The organism is Paracoccus sp. (in: a-proteobacteria), assembly GCF_046289755.1.
GTDB lineage: Bacteria > Pseudomonadota > Alphaproteobacteria > Rhodobacterales > Rhodobacteraceae > Paracoccus.
The window spans coordinates 1-21,193 of record NZ_JBKBVD010000036.1 but is presented as its reverse complement, the minus strand read 5'-3'; the positions used below and the strand labels follow the sequence as shown (position 1 = coordinate 21,193).

Sequence of the window (21,193 nt, the reverse complement as noted above, 5' to 3'; positions counted from 1 at the left end):
CGCCAACGCCGTATCGTGGCGGGCATGCTGCATCGCAAGATCAGCGTGGCGCAAATCGCTGCGCAGCTTGGTCGCCACCGTTCCACCATCCATCGCGAGAGCAGCCGCAATTACTGGCATGATCCTGACATGCCGATGGCTGAGGGGTACTGGCACGTGACGATCAGTGCCAGCTACACCACTCCGTGGGACAGCATCGCATTGCCTCTGTGCGGAAATATCGCGGCCAGAAGGAAGAAGATGTCTTCCGGGCTAAGAAAAGCTCGTTGTCTTCAGTCCCGCACTGGAGTTTCCCCATCTGCTGCGTTGAGTGCCTGGGACTCCCTCATGGGGATCACAGGAAAAACAGCATTATAATTGGCTTGAACGGTACAGTTCATTCCCTGCGCGGCGAGACCCGAGGGCGACATGGGGCCTGTAGAGGGAATGAAAACCGTACCCTCATGGCTCCGCGCCCCACAACCCCGGCTGATCGCACGCGGCGGCTGCCTTGGCGGCGATGGCTGCCCTGCCGCCTGCTAAGGCAGCAGCCTAAACACGATTAAAAAAGTTAGTTGGAAACAAAATTTCCTATTACACTGCACAAAGTTATCACATATAAGTTACTCAAAATATCGATATAAAACAGGTGTATAAATAATTTTGCGCGGAGTGGTGCTGCTTCCTTTCTCCATCTTACTAGAACAGAAGGGGACCATATGCAGATATTTTCGGCACTTCTGCTTTGATGACAATCGTCCTGCGAGGAATGCCCGCGTGCCTTCAGGTCTAGCCCTACCGAACTGCCCCGCGTTGCCAGCCGGCGCTCGCCTGTGCGCCGTCTTTCCCGGCACGCGCAACTGGACCGGCCCTTATCAAGGGTCGGTCCCTTTTTGTTTCTGGTTCGGGCGTATCAACCGTCCCAGTGAACTCCATGAGATCGCACGCATGAGTCACACCGCCGATCTGTCGCTCGCGGACTTCAGGCGGCTCCCAGGGCTTTACCGGCGTTGGGAACTGACCGAGGTCTGCGAACCCAGCCGCAACTATCAGATTGAGGACGCCGGTACCCATGCCGACGGGACGCCGCTGCTAGCGATCTTTCGGAGTGTCGGGAAGAGACCCGAGGCGGTGGGCTCCCGCCGCACAACCCCCGGCTGATCCCCCTCCCCCTCTCGCTTACGGCACAGCCATCCGACGTTCAGAGGCTGATCATATCGATCGTGGTGGGCATCGGCAGTCGTGGCGCCGCAAACCTCGCAAGGTTGCTTCTCAAGATCCCCGGAATCCAAGGCCCTCGTCACGGCAAGATGGACGCTGTATCTGAGAAGATTGGCCCGTCGCCAGTTGGACTGGCGCGTTTCGCTCGTTAGCACGGGTAACGATGGGTCTGTGGTCGTGGCCCTCCTGTCGTCGCTCATCAGTCAGCCTCCTTCGGTCCAGAATACCGGAGCACATCCCTGCCCTTCTCGCAAAGGCCCTTGAGGGCGCAAACCGGGCATTACCGAGGCCCCGCGATCGTCCAGAGTCGGACACGCCGATGGCCAGTCACCTCTCGGGTCAGACCCAGGTCGGTCAGGCGTTTCAGCATCCGCTCGGCGGTGGGGCGGCTGATGGCGGCTTTCACCTCCAGTTCCATGGCCGAGACAAGGGGCCTTGATGCCAGCACCGCAACAACCTTCGCAGCGTTGTCTCCCTTGATCCCGGCGGTGGCGGCGCGGGCCTGCTCGCACCAGACGCGTCGGTACTGCCGCAAGCTTTGTCTCTTCCCTATTGGGATGTGATGCAGCAGATCAGCCGCGCGTTACCGGCACGAGCGGGTTTGAAAGCATGGCGATTGATTTCAAGGGGATGCACTACCCGAAATCGGTGACCTGCATGCAGTGCACTTCTATCTGCGCCATGCGGTTTCCTACCGTGATCTCGAGGAGATTCTGGCCGAACGTGAGGTTCGTGTCGATCATGCCACGCTGAACCGGTGGGTGGTCAGGTTTGCGCCACGGATCGCGGCCGAGGCGCAAGCCCGCAAGCGACCGACGGCTGTCTCCTGGCGAATGGACGAAACCTGCATCAAGGTGAAAGGGAGATGGACCTACCTCTGCCGCGCCGTTGACCGGAACGGGAAAACTCTTGATGTCATGCTGTCCGAGCGTCGCGATCTGGCTGCTGCCCGGCGTTTCTTCAAGCGCGCCATCAGCACGAACGGAGTGCCGGACCGGGTCGTCATCGACAAGAGCGGCGCCAATCTGGCCGGACTTCAGGCGGTGAACGTGATCCTGAAGTTCACAGGCGCAGGGCAGATCATCACGGTCCGGCAGGTCAGATATCTCAACAACATCCTCAAACAGGATCACCGCTTCATCAAGCGCATGACCGGACCGATGATGGGCTTCAAGGCGGTCCACTCGGCTGCGGCGACCCTCGCCGGGATCGAAACCGCTCATATGGTCCGCAAGGGATAATTCGGCGGATCACGTTTCACCGCATTCCAGCAGTTCGCCGCGCTCGCAGCATAATTATGGCCGGAAACGCCAGGCTGTATGCCCATCGAATTCATGCGACAGAACCGGACCGCCCGCTGTCCCCCGCTTTCGTGGCGTTCCGAGACTGGCTTGCATCGGTGGCCTGAGGCGGAATCAGCGCGGCTTGCAGGCTGCCTGCGGCGGCAGCACTCGTCCCCTGCCCTTCACATGCGCCGGGGCCCAAAAAAAAGACGGCCCTGCGAAGGGCCGTCTTGCGATTATCCGGATACAGGGATCAGAAGCGGAACGAGGCGCGCAGCTGCACCATGTCGGTGTCGAGGTCGAGACCGTCGACATCGGCAACGTCGCTGAAGTCCTGGCGGGTATATTCCGCGCCGACAACGAACTGCTCTGTAACCTTGAAGTCTGCGCCGATGCCATAGGTAACGGCCGTTTCCGACACGTCGACGCCGCCAAGGTCAGCCTTCAGGTTGGCAGCGCCCAACGAGACGTAGGGCAGGAAGCGGCCGGCGTCATAACCTGCACGGGCACGCAGACGCAGCAGGTCGCCCTTGTCGTCAACGTTGTCGATGTCCAGACGGTTGTAGTCCAGATCACCGCCCAGCACGAAGCGGCCGAAGTCGTGGTTGTAACCGGCATGCACACCATAGGCGTCGAAGTCTTCGCTGACATCCGCAGCGCCCTCTGCCGTCAGATCGCCGCTGCCTTGGCCATACTGCAGACCTGCGTAAAAGCCGGTCCAGTTGCTGTCGCTGACGATGGGCGAGATAACGACCGGAGCCGGTGCGGTTTCAACGACCGGGGCGACATAGCCACCGGCATTGGCGGTGCCAGTGGCGAGAACGGCGGCGATAGCAACAGATGCGAATTTCATTTTGTCTTCTCCAATCAGGTTGGTCCGGCCGACCTAGACCTGCCTGGGCTGGGTTTGAAGAAGACCTGAACACCCCGCCTGCTCAGCCGTGGCAGCGCAGCAACCACGCAGCTGTGAATGCGCGTGATAGCAGAGAACGCAAACTGTGCAGAGACTGCACAATTATTGGTTTTTTGTTCACGATGGGGCATGACCCCCAGCAATGCAGAAGAAAGCGCGTTGTTAAAGCGGCAAAAAAATGTCGCCCAGCATCACCCGATCCGCTTTCACGCAACCTGTCGGTGGAAAGGCAGCGGGCGGATCAGCGCCTCTGTCCCGCAAACGGCAGACGGCAAGGCGGGCGAATGCCTGCGCAGCCCCGACCCTGCATGTGAAAACAGACCCGCGCGCGCTATGCGCGCGGCCAGTTGGCCGTGAGCGTCGCGGCACTGTTTTCGTGCTCAAGAATGTCGGTCAGTGCCGAAAGGAAACGGTCGCATTCGGCCAGTTGATCCTCGCTGACGAACTCGTCCGGGCGGTGCCCCTGCGCCATGTGGCCGGGTCCGCAGACCAGCGTCGGCACGCGGAAGGCCCGATGAAACAAGCCTGCCTCGGTGCCGAAGGCCACCTTGATCGCCGGTTCCGACTGCCCCAGCAGGGATTGCAGCAGCGCCGCCGCCGGGTGGTCGGCGGCGGTGTCAAGGCCGGGATAGCCCGACAGCTCTTCGATCTCGATCCGGGCGTCGGGAAAGCGGTCGCGATACGGCGCTGCGATGGCTTCGGCGTCGTCATGCAGCCCGGCGAGGATCGCCTGCGGATCGTCGGCTGCGATATTGCGCAGCTCGAACTGCATGTCGCAGCGGTTCGGCACGATGTTCAGCGCCGTGCCGCCCTGCATCACGCCGACATGGATCGTCGAATAGGGAATGTCATAGGCGTCATCGCGCGCGCCGCTCTGCCGCAGCTGGTCCTGCCGCGCCTGCAGGCGGTCGATGAAGGCCGCCCCCAGATGCAGCGCGTTCAACGCGTCCGGCGCAAGGGCCGAGTGCCCCTCTTGCCCGAAGCAACAGGCGCGCAGGGCCCGTTTGCCCTTGTGGCCGACAGCGATCCGCATGCCCGTCGGCTCGCCAATCAGGCACAAGGACGGGCGTTCGGGATGATCGCCGCGTGCCTCAAGCATGCCGCGCACGCCAAGGCAGCCGATTTCTTCGTCATAGGAAATCGCCAGATGCAGCGGCAGCCGCAAGGGCCGGGACGCCGCGCGCAGCAGGGCGTGGATGGCGACGGCCAGAAAGCCCTTCATGTCGGCGGTGCCGCGGCCATAGAGCTTGCCGCCTTCGGCATGCAGGGCAAAGGGGTCGCGGCTCCAGTCCTGACCCTCGACCGGAACCACATCGCAATGACCCGACAGCACCACGCCACCCGGAATGGCGGGGCCGGTGCTGGCCCAGAGGTTCGCGCGGCTGCCATCTTCGCTGAGATAGCGTTCCAGCCGCACGCCCTCGGGGCGCAGCAGGTCCTCGACATAGTCCAGCAGCGCCAGATTGGATTGGCGCGACACGGTCGGGAAGGCGACAAGGCGGGCAAGAATCTCGGGGATCATGGGGAACCTTATTCCGCCATGCCGGGCAGATTGCCCGCATCGGCGGTTTCATGGCAATGGTCGATAAAGGCCTGAATCGTGCGCGACACATGGGCCGCGCGCGACATGGCGATGCCAAGGCGCAGCGGCGGCACCGGCGTGATCAGGGGAATGAATTTCAGCGTCTTCCCGTCCATCGACGATTCCGAGATTGTGCGCATATTCGCGATACCGAACCCGTAGCCATTGGCCACAAGACTGCGCTGGATCGAGATTTCGGTCGTCCGCTCGGATATTTTTGGCCGACGGCCAAGCGCGCGGAACAGCGACAGGAAGTAATCCGAGCTGTGCGGCATATCCAGCATCACCATCTGATGATCGACCAGATCCTCGGCGGTCAGCTGTTTGCGGTCGGCCAGCGGATGTTCCACATCCACAATCGCATAGGGCGGCAGGGTCCGCAGCGACTGAAAGTCGATGTCACTGGGGATCGACAGGTCATAGGTCAGCGCGACGTCGATCCGCGACGACCCAAGGGCGTCAAAGATCTGCGCCTGATCCAGTTCGATCTGGGTGAAATCGACATTCGCATAGCGGTTCTCGAAACTGCGGCGCAGTTGCGGCACCATCAGCTGCACAAAGGTCCGCAGACAGCCGACCCGCAGCGACCCCAGCACGCTGCCGGTATAGATATTGGCCAGATCGTTCAGCTTTCCGGCACTTTCCAGCACGATGCGGGCCTGTTCCATGAACCGCTCGCCCGTGGGCGTCAGCACCGATCCCTGCGCGTGGCGGCGGGTGAACAGCTGCACGCCGAACCCCGCCTCCAGCTGCGCGATGGCCGAGGACATGGACGGCGCGGTCACATTCACCTTTTCAGCCGCCAGCGCGATGCTGCCCGCCTCGCCCACGGCGATGAAATATCCCAGTTGTCGCAGCGTGAACCTGAGCGGCATGACGATCCCTTACAGCGCAAGCTTAGTCATTCATCGCCCGGAACGCCATAAGAGGGCGCCGTTCCGGGGTCCAGCGCGCGGGCGACATAGTCCTGCATCTGCGGGTGAAACACCTCCCATGCCCGTTCCAGCGCGGTGATCGGGCAGTCGTCGGTCCAGTCGATGCGCAGCTCCGCCAGCGGCCAGCTTTGCCGGTCCACCAGCAACAGGCCTGCGGAATGGACGGGGCCCGCCTCGCCCCCCGCATCAAGGCCCGCGCGCAATGCGCCGACAAGACGCGCGCCAAGATGGCCGGTCGCGTTGGTGAAATGCTGGACCATCACCTCGGGGACACCGGCATCTGCCAGCAGGTTGCCCGCCGCTGCGGTATCGCGGTCCTGCGCCTCGGACCACATGCCCAGAACCTGCGTGCCGGAATAGATCGCGCTTTCGCCCGACCGCCCGACCGCCAGCACCTGACGAAACGCCATATGCGCGCCGTTGCGTTCAAGGATCGCCAACGCCTCGGCCGGGGTGGCACCGCGCGCCATCAGATCCAGCGCCTGAGGGCCAAGCCGCGGATCGGTGACGTTCTGCGTGGCCACAGCACCCACCCCCGCCCGTGCGAATGAACAGCGCGCGGCGACGGCGGGCGACGAGGACGAGATGGCTGTGCCGAACATGCCCGTATCCGGGCAGTGACCGATGATCGAGAATGTCATTCTGGCTCCTTGCGTTGCGGTTCAGTCGGGGATGACGGCGGTGGCGTCGATCTCGACCAGCCATTCCGGGCGCGCGAGGGCCACGACCGTCAGGCCGGTGCAGACCGGGAACACGCCTTTGATGTATTCGCCCATGGTGCGATAGACGCTTTCGCGGTGGCGCACATCGGTCAGATAGACGACCAGCTTCGTGACATGCGCCATCTCGCCGCCGCATTCCTCGACCAGTTGGCGGATGTTCTGCATGACCTTGTGGGTCTGTTCCACCGGATCGCCGCTGGCCAGATTGACGGCCGTGTCCAGATCCTGCGGGCACTGGCCACGCAGGAAGATGGTCGTGCCCCCTTTGGCGACGACCGCCTGCGACAGATCGTTGTCGAGGTTCTGTTCCGGGTAGGTGTCCTTGGTGTTGAATTTGCGGTGCCGAAGATGCGCCATGATCATGTCTTTCGTTTCAGGGAGGTGGGTCGGGGTGTCAGGCGGTGGGCCGCGTCGCCACCATCGCCGGGCGGGCGTCAAAGCTGGCCTGCCATGCCGCAAGGGCCGGGCGCCTGTTGCGCCAGTCGATGTCGGGAAAGCGAAAATCCAGCCAGCCTAGCGCGCAGCCAAAGGAAATGGCGCCGATGTCGTGGCAACCATCCTCTGGTGGGTCGGCCTGCATCGCGTCCAGCGCGTCGGTGACCTTTTCGCCCTGCTTGCGGATCCAGTCGGCCCATTGCCGTGCCTCGGGCCGGGCGATGTGTTCATACCGGATCAGCAGAGCGGCATCCAGCAGGCCATCCGCCAGTGCCTGCCGGCGCAGCGCCGTCCAGCGGGCCGGGCCGGACGCCGGAAACAGGCCGCCGCCCGCCGTGCTGTCCAGATATTCACAGATGACGCGGCTGTCATACAGCGCGGTGCCATCATCGGTCATCGCGGCGGGCACCTTGGCCAGCGGATGGAACGCCTGAATGCGCCGGTCGCGATCGACGGGATGGGCGGCGCTGTCCAGCAGTCGAATGCTGTCTTGCAGCCCCAGCTCGTGCGCCGTCACCATGACCTTGCGCACGAAGGGCGAGGCAGAGCCCCAATACAGTTTCATTCCGTCTGTCCCCCGGTGCTCAGCACGATCTTGCCAAAGTTGTTGCCGCCTTCCAGCAGGGCATGCGCCGCCGCAGCCTCGGCCAGCGGAAACACCTGCGAGATGACCGGACACACTTTGCCCGGTCCGATCAGCGGCAGCAGATGCGCGCGGGCATCTGCCGCGATGGCCGCCTTTTCGGTATCGCTTTTGGGCCGCAGCGTCGAAGAGCTGAGCCACAGCCCCTTGCGCATCACCAGCCCAAGATCGACCGGCGCGATCATGCCCGACATGAAGGACAGGCCGATATGCCGCCCCCCCGGTGCCATGCAGGCCAGATGCCTGCTGACCATGTCGCCGCCAAGGATATCCAGCACGACATCGACGCCGCGCCCGTCGGTCAGGCGCGCCACCTCGGCCACCAGATCGGCGTCGCGATAGTCGATGGCCTCGGCGCCCATCGCCCGCAGGCGCGCGCATTTGTCGGCACTGCCGGCGGTCACGATGACCTTTGCGCCCCAGGCCTGCGCCAGTTGCAGTGCCAGCGTGCCGATGCCGCTGGCTCCGCCCTGAATCAGCACCGTCTGGCCCGGCTGCAGCGCGCCCCGGTCGAACAGGTTGTGCCAGATGGTGAACAGCCCCTCGGGCAGCACCGCCGCCTGCAGCATGTCCAGCCCGTCCGGGACCGGCAGGCAATGATCGGCGCGGGCAAGGGCGTGGCTGGCATAGCCGCCCGCCTTGACCAGCGCCATGATGCGGATGCCTGTCATCGCAGCGTCCACACCCGCCCCGACGGCCACGATTTCACCCGAAACCTCCAGCCCCAGAATGTCGGACACATCCGCAGGCGCAGGCAACGCGCCCGAGCGTTGCATGACATCGGGCCGGTTCACCCCGGCAGCGGCGGTGCGGATCAGAACCTCACCCGGTCCGGGGCCGGGGATGGGGCGGTCGACCAGGGCCAGGACCTCGGGGCCGCCGGGGCGTCCCGCGATGATCGCCTGCATAGCCATCACGCGACCTCGCTGGCTGGAGCGTCGGCGGCATAGACCGCCGGGCCGCGTTCGGGCAGTGCAATGCCGACCGGGGTGCCTTGCGCCATCGCCTCGGCTGCCGGAACGCGCAGCATCACGCGACCGCCCTCGGCGGCCGGGCAGTCCAGATGCAGCTCCGCGAAACTGCCCTGATAGACCGACACCGCCACCGTCGCGGGGATCGTTCCCGGCGTGCCCGCAGCGGTCAGGCGGCACTGTTCGGGCCGCACGAAAATCGTGACCGGGCCGGGTTCGGGCAGGTCGTCCTGATAGGGGATCAGCGACAGGCGCGTGCCGCCCACGGCCAGTTCCACCGATCCGCCTGCCCTGCCGGTCAGCGAGGCCGAGAACAGGTTGGCGTCACCCACAAAGGTAGACACGAACCGGCTTTGCGGACGGTCATAAATATCCGACGGCGCGCCGATCTGGCGGATCCGGCCATTCGACATCACCGCGATGCGGTCCGACATGCTGAGAGCCTCGTTCTGGTCATGGGTCACAAAGACCGTGGTGAGGCCAAGCCGCGTCTGGATCTCGCGCAGTTCAACCTGCATCGCGCTGCGCAGATTGCGATCCAGCGCCGAGAACGGCTCGTCCAGCAGCAACACGCGCGGGCGGATCACCAGCGCGCGGGCAAGGGCCACGCGCTGTTGCTGGCCGCCGGACAGCTGTTTGGGGCGGCGGTCGGCAAAGTCCTGCAGCTTGACCAGCGCCAGCGCCTCGCGCATGCGGGTTTCGATGTCCGCTCTGGGAACGCGCCTCGTGCGCATCCCATAGGCCACGTTCTGCGCCACCGTCATATGCGGAAACAGCGCATAGTTCTGAAACACGATGCCGATCTCGCGTTGATGCGGCGGCATTTGCGTGACCAGCTCGCGGTCGATGAACAGCTCTCCCTCATCGGCCTCCAGAAAGCCCGCGATCAGGTTCAGAAGCGTGGTCTTGCCGCAACCTGACGGGCCCAGCAGGGTCAGGAACTCTCCGCGGCGGACCTTCAGCCAGATGGGTTCCAGCGCCACGGCGCGGCCAAAGGATTTCGAGACGCCGTCGATCTGGACGGCGGGGTGATCCCGGTTCTGGTCGGGGGCGTGAAGCGCCTTCTCACTGGACATTGAGAGCCTTTTCGAGACGGAAAAACTTATGGACGATCAGCAGGATGGCCGCGACCGCAATGACATAGATGACCGACACCGCCGCCAGCGTCGGGTCTGCATATTCGCGGACATAGTTATACATCGCGACAGGCAGGGTCTGGGTGCTCTGATTGACGACGAACAGCGAGGCGGTAAATTCGTTGAACGACAGGATCGCCGCGAACAGCCCGCCCGAGATCAGCCCCGGCGCCAGCAGCGGCAGGGTGACGGTGCGCAGCACATGCAACGGCGTGCCGCCAAGGCTTTCGGCGGCCTGTTCATAGCGCCGCTCGAAGTTCTGCAGCGACACATAGACCGACCTGACGACAAAGGGCAGCACGATGATCACATGGGCGGCCACGACCAGCCACAGCGACCGGGGCAGCGACGCCGCTGCCGACAGGACCAGCAGGCCCAGCCCGATGGTGAAATTCGGGATGATCAGCGGCGACATCAGGATGCCGTTCAGCGCAGCTTTCAGTGCGAAGTCATAGCGGTTCAGCACATAGGCAAAGCCTGCCCCCGCAACCAGCGCGGCGGTGGCGGCCAGACCCGCGATCTTCAGCGAATTCACCAGCCCGGCGCCAAAGTCGCGATATTCGAACGCATTGGCATACCAGCGCAGCGACCAGTTCCGGGGCGGGAAAGACAGGATCGCGCCGTCGTTGAACGAGGCGATGGCCACGACCACGAAGGGCAGCAGCACAAAGGCCAGGATCAGGGTCAGCAGAATCCGCCCGCTCCAGTCCAGGACATGGTCGAGGAAGGTCTTTCTCATGCTCAATGTCCTCCGATGCGCTCAAGGCGGCGGATGCCGGTGTTGAAAACGGCCAGCACGGCGATGGTGAACAGCAGGCCGACCAGCGACAGCGATGCGGCCAGCGGAAAGTTGAACGACGCAAAACCCACCTGATAAACCAGCGTCGAGATCGTCTGAACCTGCCCGCCACCGATCATCTGCGGCGTGGCAAAGGCCGAAAACGTCCAGGCGAAGGCGGTCGAGGTCGCGGCGACGATGCCCGGAATCGACAGCGGCAACGTCACGGTGACAAAGCGGCGGATGCGCCCCGCCCCCAGTGAACTGGCCGCCCGTTCAAGGTTGCGGTCGATATGGGACAGGGCGGCCGCCAGCATCACCACCACGATCGGCAGCGTGAAATGGACCAGCGCGATCACCACGCCCGTCATCGTGAACATGAAGGCGATGGGCCGGTCGATCACGCCAAGCTGCATCAGAACCGCATTGACGAAACCCCGGTTGCCAAGGGCGATCATCCAGGAATAGGTGCGCACGATCTCGCCCAGAAACAGCGGCGTCAGAGAAATCAGCAGGATCGCGCTGCGCAGCCGGGCCGACCGCGCCCGCACCATCGCATAGGCCAGCGGATAGCCGATCAGCAGCGTGAACAGCGCCGTCCAGACGCACAGCAGCACGGTGTTCAGAAAGGCCTGCCCATAGACCGCCTTCCACAGTGTCGTGAAGTTGTCCAACGTAAAGCCGCCGGGGTCCAGCGCGCCGGGCACATAGGCGCGAAAGCTGTATTGGACGATGGCCAGGAAGGACGCCGTGATCCCGAAAGCGATCAGGATCGAGGGCGAGGCGAACCAGCCAAGGAAAGGGCGCTTCGTCATCTGTGACATCTCCTCCTGCGTTGACGGCCCCCGGCACCGGATGCGCCGGGGGCCGCGGAATCTCAGTTCCCGGAAACCATGTTTTCCGAGAACCACTGACGCCATTCGGCGGTCTTTTCAGCGCGCAGCTGGTGCGGGATGATCAGGGTCTGGGTTTCCCACTGTTCCGGCGTCGTGAAGATGCCGGGCAGCGAGGCCAGCTCGTCCGGCAGCTCCACGTTCGACACGACCGGGCTGCCCTTTTTGATCTCGGCGATCTTCGCCTGCACTTCGGGATCGAGGGCGGCGTTGATGAACTGATAGGCCAGATCCTGCTTGTCGGAGCCTGCGGTGATCGCCATCGTGTCGATGCCCAGAACCGCGCCCTCTTGCGGGATGGCAAGCTGCACGTCCAGCCCCTCGGTCTGCATGTGATAGGCGTTCATCGACAGCATCACCTGCACCGGCGTCTCGCCCGTCGACATCAGCTGCTGCGAATTGGCGTCATTGGTGTAGAAGGCGCGCAGGTTCGGCCGCAGCGCCAGCAGCTTGTCGGTGGCGTCCATCCAGTTCTCGATTTCGGCACCTTCCAGCGCCGCCGACACGGCGATGATGTGCGAGGGGTCGAAATCGGGCGTGGCGACCATGCCCGCCAGTTCGGGCGACCACAGATCGTTCCAGCTGTCGAAGGTCACGCCTTCGGGCAGCGCCTCGGGCAGATAGCCGATGGTGTAGACATACGCCCATGCGCCGATATGCGAGGGGCTGATTTTCGCCTGTTCGACCAGATTGGCGGCATTGGGGATTCTGGCCATGTCCAACTCTTCGAACAGGCCCTGATTGGTGTACAGCCAGCCGATATGGGACGTGGTGAATGTCACGTCGCTTTCCGGGTTGTCGCGGCTGAGATTGGCCTGATTCAAGCGGTCGATGGTGCCGCCGGTGATGAACTCAACCTCGACGCCGGTGTCCTCGGTGAATTTCGTGGCGATGGCTTCGTCGATCAGGTCGCGGAAGCTGCCGCCCCAGCTGCTGACCACAAGCGTCTCGGCAGAGGCGGCGGAGGCCAGCAGACCCATCGCTGCGGCAGTCAGAAGAAGATGTTTCATTGCGTGCTCCGTCTGTTGAAGGGGAAGCGGCTTTTTGTGGGCTGCCGCCTTGGGGTGGTCGGTGCCGGGGTCGCAGGGCGCGTTCCGTCATCGGACAGTGCGCAGTGCAAGGCGCCGGGGCTTAACTGTTAATACCTACTCATTGCGAAGGTTCTTCCTGATGGTCGGTCGAAGCTGTTGTTTTTGCCTCCATATCTGTTGCGCCGTGGCGACGGGGTCTTTCCCTGCGCTGAGCGGGGCTGTGGCAGGATGCCTAATATCCGCGCAGCCGGGAAACCTCGTTCGCCAGCTTGCCGCCGTCGCGGATGGCCCGGATGTTCGCCGCGATCTGCGCCGCCGCGCTGGCGGGCAAGGCGACCGAGGCCAGATGCGGCGTGATCAGCACGCCGGGCAGCGTCCACAGGGGATGATCGGGCGCCAGCGGCTCGGGGTCGAACACGTCCAGCGTCGCGCCCGACAGTTGCCCGCAGCGCAGCGCATCGACCAGCGCATCCTGATCGACCACCTCTCCGCGCGAGACGTTGACGAAGGCCGCCCCCGGCTTCATCGCGGCAAAGACCCGGCGGTCCAGCCGTTTGAGGGTGCCGGGCGTCAGCGGCAGCATGCAGACCACGATGTCGGATCGCGCCAGCAGGCCCGGCAGCGCGTCATCGCCGCAATGGACGGTAACGCCGGGCAGGTCGCGCGGACGGGTCGCCCATCCATGCGTGTCAAACCCCTGCCGCGCCACCTCGGTCGCCGCCCGCGCACCCAACTCGCCCAGTCCCAGGATCGCGACCGTGATCTGCGAGGCCGACCGGGGATGCCTGTAGGACCATTCCCGGCGCGCCTGCGCGGCCTCGAAATGCGGGATCTCGCGGGCGTGGCGCAGCACCGAGAACAGGACGAACCCGGCCATCATCCGGGCCATTTCCGGGTCGGACAGGCGGGTGATCGGCACATCGGGCAGATCGCCGCGCGCGACCAGCCGGTCGACCCCTGCGCCCAGATTGATGACCAGTTCCAGATTGGGAAAGCGCGCGAAGAACCCTTCGGGCGGCATCCAGACCAGCGCAAAGCGCACGGTTTCGGGATCGGTCACCGCATCGGCGTTCTGGATACGGACCTGATCGCCCAGCAGCGGCGCCAGCGCGTCGCGCCATGGCTGGAACGGGTCAGGTCCGCTGTAGAAAACCAGCGTATCCGTCATGCCGGTTGCGCCCCGGTCAGCGAGGCCATCGCCGACAGTCCCAGCAGATAGCCCTGCACGCCCAGCCCCGCGATCACCCCCGTCGCCGCCTTCGAGACAAAGGACTGGTGCCGGAAGGGTTCGCGCTTCCAGATATTGCTCATGTGGCATTCGATAATCGGACCCTCAAAGGCCAGCAGCGCGTCAAGGATGGGAACAGACGTATAGGTCAGCCCCGCCGCATTGATCAGCAGCCCGTCACAGCTCTGCCGCGCTTCCTGAATCCAGTCGATCAGCACGCCTTCGTGGTTCGACTGGCGGAAATCCAGCGTCAGGTTCAGCTCGGCGGCGCGCGCCATGCAGGCGGCCTCGATCTGGGGAAAGCTGTCGGTGCCATAGGTGCCGCTGGGGTCCAGCCCGTAAAGGTTCGCATTCGGCCCGTTCAGGAACATGACGTGTTTCATGGTCATGTCCGCTCGTAGGAGACATAGTTGCGCTGCACGCCGATATGGGTCGCAAGATATTTCGCGTCATACCAGCAGCCATAGATAAAGGATGAGGCACGGTTGGTCAGTTCAGGCAGGCCCAGAAAATAGATGCCCTGCTCGGCCGAGATGCCGCGCTTGTGAAACGGCATCCCGTTTTCGTCAAAGGCATCGACCTGCAGCCAGCTGAAGTCGAACCGAAAGCCGGTGGCCCAGATGATCGTGGTGATGCCTTCGCGCGCCAGATCCACCTGCCGGACCGGATCGGTCACGCAGGCCGGATCGGGCTGCATGTCCCACGCTTCGGGTTCGGGGGGCAGGTCGATGCCGTTCCTTTCGACATAGGCGTCGGCTTCGCGCAGCACGTCCAGATAGGCGAGGTCACCCTCGGCGATGTTGCGGACCAGATCATCCGCGATGCCGACGACACCGTCACGATAGCCCTCCGTCATCCCCAGGATGGTGATGCCCGAATTGCCAAGACGGCGGAAATCAATGGTCTTGCCACCGTCATAGCCGCTGACGGCAAAGGCCACGTGTTTCTTCTTGGCCTGAATCTTGATCTCGTCCCATTTGCCCAGAACACCCAGCCACCAGACATAGTCGCGCTGGCGATACGACCGGGGCGGGCGGTAATGTTCGCCGATCGACAGAAACACCTTGCGGCCCGCGCGCTGCAGCTCTTCCGCGATCTGCGCCCCCGAGGCGCCGCCACCGACGACCAGAACGGCCCCTTCGGGCAGCTGGCCGGGATTCTTGTAGGCCGAGGAATGGATCTGCGTGACCGCCGCATCCTCGGGAACGATCCGGGGGAAGCACGGAACCTGAAACGGGCCAGTGGCGGCGACGACGCGCAGGGCCTCGATCTCGCCCTGCGAGGTGCTGACGAGAAAGCCGGGGCGACCCTCGCAGCGGCGCACGCAGGTCACCTCGACATTGGTGCGGATCGGCGCCTCGATCATCGCCGCGTAATCCTCGAAATAGCGGGCCATCCGTTCTTTCGGGGGAAAGGTCTCGGGCGCGATGTCGTCGAATTTCAGACCGGGAAAGCGGTCGTGCCAGGCGGGGCCGTTCGCGACCAGCGAATCCCACCGCTCGGACCGCCAGCGCTCGGCGACGCGGTTTCGTTCAAGAACCAGATGCGGCACACCCATGTCCGTCAGGTGCTCGCTCATCGCGATCCCGGCCTGACCGGCCCCGACGACCAGCGTATCAATCTTTTCGACAGTCATGTCTCAGTTTCCTCGGTTTGGTGTCATCGCCGGCTGCCACAGAGGGCGCTTGGCGGACGGCGCGTTGGACCAAGACCTGCGCAAAGCGCGGCCATGGTGAAAGAAGTATGTTCCGTTGCAGAGGGCAGGAAAAACCAACCCAGAGGCCCGGCCGGATCGGCAGGCAGGACCAACCCACACGCAGTAAACGCATTCGAATACAGAACCTTAGGAGATATGCGGCCCGCCTATTGCAGCAGCGCGGGCAGCGTCGTGGACAGCGCCGGGAACAGGGTCAGAATGATCAGCGCCGCGAACAATGCGTAAAGAAACGGCATATTCGCGCGCGTCACCGCCCATATGTCGTCCTTGCCGATCTTGGCGGCGACCAGCAGCGCGATGGCCACCGGCGGCGTGACTTGCCCGATCACGACGGTCATCACGATCAGGACGCCGAAATGAACCAGATCGACATCCATCACCAGCAGCGCCGGCAGCAGGACGGGCATGATCATCGGGATCAGCGGATCAAGCACCATGCCCGCAATCATCGCCAACAGCAGCAGCGCAAAGATCCGCATCGTGACGCTTTCGAACGGAAACAGCGTCTCGATCCCCGAGGCCAGCGCAGCAGGCACCCCGGCCTGCGACAAGGCCCAGCCCAGGGCGGTCGAGAACCCCACGACCATCAGCACCTCGCCCGTCAGGATCACGGAATCAACCAGCGCCTGACGCAGCCTGGCCAGTGTCAGCGTGCGATAGACCAATCCCGCCAGCGCCAGCGCATAGGCCACGGCGAAGGACCCGGCCTCGGTCGCGGTGAAGATGCCGAAGATCAGGCCGCCCAGCACCATCGCAGGCATCCCCAGGGGCAGGATCGCATGAACGCCGGTCCGCATGACCCGCGACCATTCGAACGAATTCATCGGCTGCCAGCCGTTCTTTCGCGCCAGAACCGAAATGGTGATCATCATCACCGCCGCCATCAGCAGCCCCGGCACCACCCCCGCCAGAAACAGCGCGCCAAGCGAGGTGCCGGTGACGACCGAATACAGGATCATCGGCGAGCTGGGCGGGATCAGCACCCCGATCCCCGACGAGGTCGCCGTGACCGCCGCCGCGAAGGGACCGGGATAGCCATTTGCCTTCATCTTGGGGATCGTGACCGACCCCGTCCCTGCCAGATCGGCGACCGAGGTGCCGATCATGCCGCCGAACATCAGGCTGGCCGCGACATTGACATGCGCCAGCCCTCCTCGCATCCAGCCGACCAGCGCCGCGCCAAAGTCGAACAGCTTGTCGGCAATGCCGGTGGCATTCATGATCCCGCCCGCTAGGATGAACAGAGGCAGCGTGATCAGCAGGTAATTCCCCACGCCCGCCAGCACCTGCTGCGGCAGCGCCAGCGTCCAGCCCCCCGAAAAGGCCAGAAACATCAGCACCGAGGCGACAAGCGAGATCACCACCGGCATCCCGACCAGCACCAGAAGGCACAAGACACCAAGTGTCACTGCGGCAAGACCGATCATGGCAGATCCTCCGGTGCGATCAGGTCGATCACGAAGGCCAGCGACAAGCCTGCCGCGCAACCGATGATGCCGGTGATCGGCACCGCCTTGGGCATCCCGATCAGCGGCGACAGATCGCCCCCGAAAGTGCCCAGATACCGCCATGCGAACCATGCCAGCGCCGCCATGGTTGCGATGCCGAACAGGTTCTGCGCGCGGCGCAGGCGTCGCTGTGCCACGGGCCCAAGCCGCGCGGTCCAGATCGAACAGGCGATCAGGCTGTTCCGCAACGCCGCGACCGTGATGCCCAGACCGCCCAGCCACATCAGAAGGGCGACGACGACCTCTTCGGTCCATGGCAGCGGTCGCGAGAACAGGTAACGCCCGGTCGAATTCGCAAGCACCAGCACGACCAGCACCACCAACAGCACGACCGCCGCCGTTTCCACCAGCACCAGCGCAACCCTGCGCACCGAAGGGCGGGCCGGAGAGATCGTTTCCTCAGACATCGGCCTCGTATCCCCTGAACAGGCTGCCATAGCCGCGTTTGGCCCCTTTGGCGCCGACCAGATGCAGGCAGTGCCAGAACGAGGCCTGAATGGCCGAGATCACCGGCTTGCCCAGATGCGCCTCCAGCGCCGCGATCGCGCCCACGGTGCGAAAATTCGTGCAAGAGATGAAAATCGCGCTGGCGTCGGGATGATCCACCGACAGGACATGGTCATAGACCTGCTCCAACGACACCTCGGCCAGCGCGTGATCGTCGGTGATGTCCAGATGCGCGCCCCGGACCACCTCGTGGCCGTTTTCGGACAGAAAGCGGATGGCGCGGTCGTGGATGGCGCCGACATAAGGCGTCGCCAGTGCGACCTTGCCCGCGCCGACATGGCGCAGCGCCGCCAGCGTCGCGGTCGAGGCGGTCGTGACCTTCGGCTGCGGCGCCCAGCCTTCGATCTTGCCGATCAGCGCCTTGTCATAGGCGGTCCCGTGCAGGAACGAGGCGCTGGTGCCGCCAAAGCACAACACGTCGATGGGCGCCGCAGCCGCATGGCGTGCGGCGATTTCCAGTTCGGGCGCGGCCATCATCTCGTCGATGCCCTCGACGGTGACCTTGGGCAGACGGATGCGCGCGGTGTGGGTGGACACACCGGGCGCGGACATGGCCCACATCTCTTCTTCCATCACGACGGACGAGGCGATGTAGATCAGGCCGATCCGGGCCAGATCGCCCGACCCGTCAGGCATGAATTGCGGGTAGATTTTCGGGGCTGCAATCACTGGATCATGCCCTGCGCCGCAGCCATGAATTCGGGCGACACGACCTCGGCGATCTGGTCCCGGATCGGCTCGGCCGCCGCCTGAAACGCGGCGATGTCGGGTTCGGTCACGGTGACGCCGGCGCTGCGGAATTCCTCGACAAGGCTGGCATCGCTGTCGTCCGACAGGCTGCGCGTCGTCTCAACCCCAGCCACGGCGGCAGCCTTGACCTGGTCCTTCATCTCGTCGCTCAGCGCGTCATAGGCGGCGCCATTCATGACCAGCGTGATCGGCGTATAGATATGATTGGTCAGCGAGATATAGGGCTGCGCCTCGTGCAGCGAAAACTCCTTGATGACCGAAAGCGGGTTTTCCTGCCCGTCGATGACGCCCTGACGCAGGCCCATATAAACCTCGCCCAGGGGCAGGTTGGTCGGCACCGCGCCCAATGTCGTGAAGGCCATCATCCGCGTCGGGCTGTTGGGGGTGCGCAGCTTCAGCCCGGCCAGATCGGCGGGCGTGTTGATCTCGCGGCGCGAATTGCTGATGACCCGTACGCCCAGCTCGCCAAAGGCCAGAACCTCAAGATCGGCCTTTTCGCGCAGCGATGCGGCCATCGTCTGACCGAATTCCCCGTCAAGGGCGGCGCGAGCCTGTTCTTTGCTGTCAAACAGGAACGGCGTGTCAAAGATCGAGAAATGCGTGTCCAGCGCCGCAACCCCGTCCGAACCCATCGGGATCACATCGACCGCCCCTGCCCGGATCTGTTCGGCCAGCGCGTTTTCGTCGCCCAGTGAGCCGCCGTCGTTGAAGGCAAAGCTGACCGCATCGCCCGCGCTTTCCGCCAGCGCATCGCGGAAGGTTGACAGCATGACATGCGTGGGATCGCCACTGGTCGTTTCGACCGCAAGACGCATCCGGGTCTCGGCCATGGCCGCTGTGGACGTGAGCAGCACCGCCGTCATGGCCATCGCTGCAATCCTGGTGATGGGCTGTGTCATGGGAACCTCCTGTTGATTTTCACTGATGATCGGCATTGCGAACACCATCCGGCAACAGGAAACCGGGTATAAAAACGCAGCAAATGGCATGAAAATCAGGCCATAATTTCAGCAGGTTGCGAAAATGGCGTATCGAGAAAGGGACGCGCTATCCCAAGAATAACAGGGGCCTATTCAGGCATTGGCAGGGGTCGAATCAGCGCAATGCAAAGCCCTTGTCTAGCCAGACATGGTCCCGGCATGAAACATCGTCCGCAGGTGGTCGGAAAACGCCTGCACTGCGGGCCGCATCTCTTGCCGGGACAGATGCAGCAGCATGACGCGCACAGGTGGCAGCCGGTCGCGCAGCGGCACCATCGCGATGCTGCTGCCGTCATAGGCCACCGACCCAAGCGGCAGGACATTGTGCAACGAAAAGCCCCGGCCATTCCCGACAAGCCCCCGGATAAGTTCCGGCGACCGGCTGCGGAACGCGATATTGGGCACCAGTCCGCAGGCGGCGAACAGGCCGTGAAAATAGTCGCGCGAATGGGGCAGATCCAGCAGGATGAACGGATCATCCGCCAGATCGGCAAGGCTGACCGAGGGCTGTGACGCCAGCGGATGATCCGGGGCCAGCAGGGCCACAGGCGGCAGCATGGTCAGTTCGTGGGCGTGGATCTCGGGCGGAAGGGCATAGTCATAGGCCAGCGCCACCTCGATGCTGCAATCGGTCAGTGCCGACAGGATTTCATCCTGATCGCCCTCGATCAACTGCACGCTGATGTTCGGGAAGGCCCTCACAAAGCTGCCGATGATCCGGGGCATATAGCGCATCGCCAGCGTCGGGAAACTGCCGACGACAATCTCTCCGCTCAGCGGATCCCCAAGCGATTGCGCCGTCGCCGTGAACGCGCCCGCCTGCTGCAACAGCAGTCGCGCCTCTTCCACCAGCCTGCGGCCCGGCACCGACAAAGTCATGCCGCGCGCGTGATGGCGCACGAAAATCTGGATGCCAAGCTCGCGCTCGGCCTGCGCCAGAGCCGCCGAGACCGAGGGTTGCGAGACCGACAGCCGCCGCGCGGCTTCGGTGACGCTGCCGCAACTTGCTGTCTCGACAATATATCTCAGCGTCCGGAACGGGATCGGCAGATCCTGCAAGGTCTTCGGGTCATGCATGACAGCACCCTATCGTCATTGAAGGGGTCGTGCGACGAGGGATCTTTCGCGATGCCACCGCATCCGACGCCGATCAGGCTAGCGCAGAACGATCTGTCGGCCCGCAGACATCAGATAGACACATCCCTGATCCTTTGGAAGCGTCAGCAGCTCTGCCGGGATCAGACCCATGCACAATCCCCGCATGACCTGCGAGGTCGTGCCATGCGTGACGACAACCGCCGGGCCCGGCAGATCATCCAGAAAATGCGCCACGCGGGCCGAGATGGCGGCGAAATCCTCTCCTTCCGGGCTTGCGAACTGCCACAGGCCGCTGGCGCCGGGATCGCCGGTCTGCTGCCTGACCTCGTCGCGGGTCAGCCCCTCCCACAGGCCAAAGTCGATTTCCTGCAACCGCGCATCCAGCCGGACGTCGCCCCGGTCCCCAAAGACCAGGCCTGCGGTCTGCCGGGCGCGCCCCTGGGGGCTGCAAAAGATCAGGTCGGGCCTGATGCCATTGGCGGTCAGAATATCGCGCTGGCGCAGCGCCTGTCTGCGCCCCGCCTCGGTCAGCGGGGAATCCTGCCGTCCCTGAAACCTGCCGGATCGGTTCCAGACCGTTTCGCCATGACGCAGGATGAAAATATCCGGGTGATCTGGGGGGCTGCGGTGCATGCGGGTGCCATTTCGTCGGTTTCAATAAGGGGCGGGTCTCAGGTCTGGCCTCGGGTCGCGCGGCCCAGCACCTCATAGGCCCGTGGTGACATCTGGGTCACGTTGAAGCGCATGAACCCGCCCGCCCCTCCCGAGGGGCTGAAGACCGGGCCGGGGGCCAGCACCACCTGATCCTCCAGCGCGCGCCGGGCCAGATCTGCGGCGCAGGCACCTCCCGGCAGTTCGCACCACAGATAGAACCCGCCGCGCG

22 protein-coding genes and 2 pseudogenes are annotated in these 21,193 nt (G+C 64.0%); 2 read left to right on the top strand and 22 right to left on the bottom strand.

Annotated features, from left to right (window positions below):
* Positions 1-15: 15 nt before the first annotated feature.
* Entirely contained in the window at positions 16-357 is a 342-nt protein-coding gene (locus ACK41U_RS13435) for a helix-turn-helix domain-containing protein (RefSeq protein WP_409681113.1), read from the top strand.
* Positions 358-1,480: 1,123 nt separating this feature from the next.
* Here the strand turns inward: ACK41U_RS13435 and ACK41U_RS13430 are convergent.
* Complete coding sequence (locus tag ACK41U_RS13430; RefSeq protein ID WP_409681110.1) at positions 1,481-1,735, bottom strand: hypothetical protein; 255 nt, start codon at positions 1,733-1,735, stop codon at positions 1,481-1,483.
* 74 nt (positions 1,736-1,809) lie between these two features.
* Here ACK41U_RS13430 and ACK41U_RS13425 point away from each other — a divergent pair.
* A pseudogene (locus tag ACK41U_RS13425) lies at positions 1,810-2,441 on the top strand (IS6 family transposase).
* Between the two features lie 295 nt (positions 2,442-2,736).
* On the opposite strand, the gene ACK41U_RS13420 reads toward ACK41U_RS13425, so the two are convergent.
* The 21 genes and pseudogenes from ACK41U_RS13420 to ACK41U_RS13320 form a co-directional block, all read right to left on the bottom strand.
* Positions 2,737-3,336, bottom strand: coding sequence for an outer membrane protein (locus tag ACK41U_RS13420; protein WP_409681107.1), 600 nt, complete (start codon positions 3,334-3,336; stop codon positions 2,737-2,739).
* A gap of 391 nt (positions 3,337-3,727) precedes the next feature.
* On the bottom strand, positions 3,728-4,918 hold the full coding sequence (gene argE / locus ACK41U_RS13415; RefSeq protein ID WP_409681104.1) for an acetylornithine deacetylase: 1,191 nt from the start codon (positions 4,916-4,918) through the stop codon (positions 3,728-3,730).
* Between the two features lie 8 nt (positions 4,919-4,926).
* Positions 4,927-5,853: a LysR family transcriptional regulator gene (locus tag ACK41U_RS13410; protein ID WP_409681101.1), complete on the bottom strand. Its 927-nt coding sequence runs from the start codon at positions 5,851-5,853 to the stop codon at positions 4,927-4,929.
* Between the two features lie 26 nt (positions 5,854-5,879).
* Positions 5,880-6,554 carry a DUF1028 domain-containing protein gene (locus tag ACK41U_RS13405; RefSeq protein ID WP_409681098.1) on the bottom strand — a complete coding sequence of 225 codons (675 nt, stop codon included), beginning with the start codon at positions 6,552-6,554 and terminating at the stop codon, positions 5,880-5,882.
* Between the two features lie 21 nt (positions 6,555-6,575).
* A complete protein-coding gene (locus ACK41U_RS13400) occupies positions 6,576-6,992 on the bottom strand; it encodes a RidA family protein (RefSeq protein WP_409681095.1) in 417 nt (138 codons plus the stop codon).
* A 37-nt stretch (positions 6,993-7,029) separates the two neighbouring features.
* On the bottom strand, positions 7,030-7,635 hold the full coding sequence (locus ACK41U_RS13395; RefSeq protein WP_409681093.1) for a glutathione S-transferase: 606 nt from the start codon (positions 7,633-7,635) through the stop codon (positions 7,030-7,032).
* Positions 7,632-8,627 (bottom strand): NAD(P)H-quinone oxidoreductase, encoded by a 996-nt coding sequence (locus tag ACK41U_RS13390; RefSeq protein WP_409681090.1) that lies wholly within the window; start codon positions 8,625-8,627, stop codon positions 7,632-7,634. The genes ACK41U_RS13395 and ACK41U_RS13390 overlap by 4 nt, the downstream gene beginning before the upstream one ends.
* Entirely contained in the window at positions 8,627-9,760 is a 1,134-nt protein-coding gene (locus tag ACK41U_RS13385; RefSeq protein WP_409681087.1) for an ABC transporter ATP-binding protein, read from the bottom strand. Before ACK41U_RS13385 ends, ACK41U_RS13390 begins: the two co-directional genes overlap by 1 nt.
* Complete coding sequence (locus tag ACK41U_RS13380; protein ID WP_409681084.1) at positions 9,750-10,559, bottom strand: ABC transporter permease; 810 nt, start codon at positions 10,557-10,559, stop codon at positions 9,750-9,752. Before ACK41U_RS13380 ends, ACK41U_RS13385 begins: the two co-directional genes overlap by 11 nt.
* 2 nt (positions 10,560-10,561) lie before the next feature.
* Entirely contained in the window at positions 10,562-11,413 is an 852-nt protein-coding gene (locus tag ACK41U_RS13375) for an ABC transporter permease (protein WP_409681081.1), read from the bottom strand.
* 62 nt (positions 11,414-11,475) lie between these two features.
* Complete coding sequence (locus ACK41U_RS13370) at positions 11,476-12,501, bottom strand: PotD/PotF family extracellular solute-binding protein (protein WP_409681078.1); 1,026 nt, start codon at positions 12,499-12,501, stop codon at positions 11,476-11,478.
* Between the two features lie 253 nt (positions 12,502-12,754).
* Positions 12,755-13,690 (bottom strand): 2-hydroxyacid dehydrogenase, encoded by a 936-nt coding sequence (locus tag ACK41U_RS13365; RefSeq protein WP_409681075.1) that lies wholly within the window; start codon positions 13,688-13,690, stop codon positions 12,755-12,757.
* The gene (locus tag ACK41U_RS13360) at positions 13,687-14,139 is read right to left on the bottom strand and encodes a type II 3-dehydroquinate dehydratase (RefSeq protein ID WP_409681072.1); all 453 of its coding nucleotides are present in this window, start codon (positions 14,137-14,139) and stop codon (positions 13,687-13,689) included. The genes ACK41U_RS13365 and ACK41U_RS13360 overlap by 4 nt, the downstream gene beginning before the upstream one ends.
* A complete protein-coding gene (locus ACK41U_RS13355) occupies positions 14,136-15,386 on the bottom strand; it encodes a flavin-containing monooxygenase (RefSeq protein WP_409681069.1) in 1,251 nt (416 codons plus the stop codon). The genes ACK41U_RS13360 and ACK41U_RS13355 overlap by 4 nt, the downstream gene beginning before the upstream one ends.
* Positions 15,387-15,613: 227 nt before the next feature.
* Positions 15,614-16,894 carry a TRAP transporter large permease gene (locus ACK41U_RS13350; RefSeq protein ID WP_409681067.1) on the bottom strand — a complete coding sequence of 427 codons (1,281 nt, stop codon included), beginning with the start codon at positions 16,892-16,894 and terminating at the stop codon, positions 15,614-15,616.
* Entirely contained in the window at positions 16,891-17,382 is a 492-nt protein-coding gene (locus ACK41U_RS13345) for a TRAP transporter small permease (protein ID WP_409681064.1), read from the bottom strand. Before ACK41U_RS13345 ends, ACK41U_RS13350 begins: the two co-directional genes overlap by 4 nt.
* Positions 17,375-18,118 (bottom strand): hypothetical protein, encoded by a 744-nt coding sequence (locus ACK41U_RS13340; RefSeq protein WP_409681061.1) that lies wholly within the window; start codon positions 18,116-18,118, stop codon positions 17,375-17,377. Before ACK41U_RS13340 ends, ACK41U_RS13345 begins: the two co-directional genes overlap by 8 nt.
* Before the next feature lie 29 nt (positions 18,119-18,147).
* Positions 18,148-19,131, bottom strand: a complete 984-nt coding sequence (locus tag ACK41U_RS13335; RefSeq protein WP_409681058.1) for a TRAP transporter substrate-binding protein — start codon at positions 19,129-19,131, stop codon at positions 18,148-18,150.
* A gap of 219 nt (positions 19,132-19,350) precedes the next feature.
* Entirely contained in the window at positions 19,351-20,289 is a 939-nt protein-coding gene (locus ACK41U_RS13330) for a LysR family transcriptional regulator (RefSeq protein WP_409681055.1), read from the bottom strand.
* 78 nt (positions 20,290-20,367) lie between these two features.
* A complete protein-coding gene (locus ACK41U_RS13325) occupies positions 20,368-20,943 on the bottom strand; it encodes a histidine phosphatase family protein (RefSeq protein ID WP_409681052.1) in 576 nt (191 codons plus the stop codon).
* Between the two features lie 38 nt (positions 20,944-20,981).
* Positions 20,982-21,193, bottom strand: a pseudogene (locus tag ACK41U_RS13320) (PLP-dependent aminotransferase family protein); the annotation flags it as partial.